The organism is Rothia sp. HSID18069 (genome assembly GCF_003989155.1).
Classification (GTDB): domain Bacteria; phylum Actinomycetota; class Actinomycetes; order Actinomycetales; family Micrococcaceae; genus Rothia; species Rothia aeria.
In genome coordinates, this window is sequence record NZ_RBMG01000018.1 from 1 (window position 1) to 1655 (window position 1655).

At 55.0% G+C, this 1655-nt stretch carries 1 protein-coding gene; it reads left to right on the forward strand.

The genetic code is table 11. The features are described 5' to 3' along the window. The first annotated feature begins 564 nt into the window (after nt 1-564). Nucleotides 565-885, forward strand: a complete 321-nt coding sequence (locus D8M41_RS11665; RefSeq protein ID WP_161970789.1) for a hypothetical protein — start codon at nt 565-567, stop codon at nt 883-885. Nucleotides 886-1655: the final 770 nt, after the last annotated feature.

A 1655-nucleotide genomic window follows, 5' to 3' on the forward strand; every position in this document is an offset into this window, starting at 1 on the left:
TCTGGATATGAAGCTGATTCCAGACGAGAGCTTGACGCATAAGCCGCCACTGCGCCGGAGTAATGCCCGGTGCCAGCGTGACCGACGGACCGACGCGACCGACCGACCGGGTCGATGCGCACGTCATTATCACCTGCCTTTCAGTCTCTTAGAGAACCTAGACCCACCCCGCGCAGGGTGGGTTTTTGCTCTCTGAGAGCACACAGGGCAGGGCTCCCTCTGTCCCTCTGCTCCCTCCCTCCCAAATCGATGAGGCGCGCCCTCCCCGTCAGCTGGGAGCCTGGGAGGGGGAGCAGAGAGGGCAGAAAAAGCAGAGCATGAGCAAGCGAAGCGCCGCGAATTCCTTTTCCTACCCCAGACACAGAAACCTAGAAAACCCGCTAAAACTCAAGGAACTTTAGGCTCTTACCCCGGACGACTTAGGTAGAAGATGACAGGGTTCCCTCGTGCTTGAGCTCTTAACATAGGCCCTTCCCTTCGGCATCTCTGAAGCTCACTCTCACGACTCCGATATGTCCTTTGACTGTCCCAACCAGTGGGACCCCGAAGGACAGGAGTTATCTCGTGTCTTCTTGGCTGCTGGCCTTATACACTCGTCTCGGAGTCTGGCTATATCTCGTGGCTCCGCGCTTCTTACGGCGGAAAATTGAACGGAAACAAACCGAAACGCTAAAGAAGATGGCAAGATTTCAGCATCCGATGTACGCACCACGCGCTGACCGCATGGATCGCCTGTGCGACGCATTAGCGTTGATTATCTCAGGCACCGCCACCACGGAGCAGATGCTAGCTCTATTGCTCGTCATCGTGCTTCAAGCCGTCTACGTCGGTTTGTTGATGAGGTCTGTACACCGTCAGCGCGATAATCGACCCGATACGCAGTAAGAGAGTCACGCGCAGCGCGTAGGCATCTCCCAGCGTCACCCCTGGGCCGCTCTCCCGTAATCGACGCGCATCAACGCAGGCAGCAGAAGCCGCACATAAGCGAAGTGTGCGGCTCTGCGCCTGCTGGTGGTCTCAGGTGGAAGAGCGCGCGCATCTGCGCGGACCTCGACGCCGAATTTTTTTGATGCTGTGGCGTAAAAATGACGGCTGTCGGAGGGTCACACCTCTTGCATCAAATGGGTCAGGTTACTAAGACGAGTGATTCATGATTAAAAATGTTCTTAAGGCGATGACGGGTTGGGACATCAAAAAAAACGATGAAAAATAAAAAAAGACGTTAATTTTCGAGAAAAAGGGAAAATAAAATGTACCGCGTTTTTCTAACGCGGTACATTTTAAGTGCTCATAAAAATCAAAAAAGATTGAGTTAATCGTAGCAGATTTGGCTCACCGGTAGAGAGGCAACCTACCGGGCGTGTGTGAAAGATGGACACGGAACCAAAAACCGCCGGCGGGTTCACCACCCGCGATAGACCCCGTTAGATGGGGCATCTTTTCGCGAGCGTCAAGCCAGCAGCCGATTCCCCGTTGAGTGATCGCGGGGCGCGACGGAGTGCCAAGTGCTGAGGATGGTAAAACACCTTCTGGATATGAAGCTGATTCCAGACGAGAGCTTGACGCATAAGCCGCCACTGCGCCGGAGTAATGCCCGGTGCCAGCGTGACCGACGGACCGACGCGACCGACCGACCGGGTCGATGCGCACGTCAT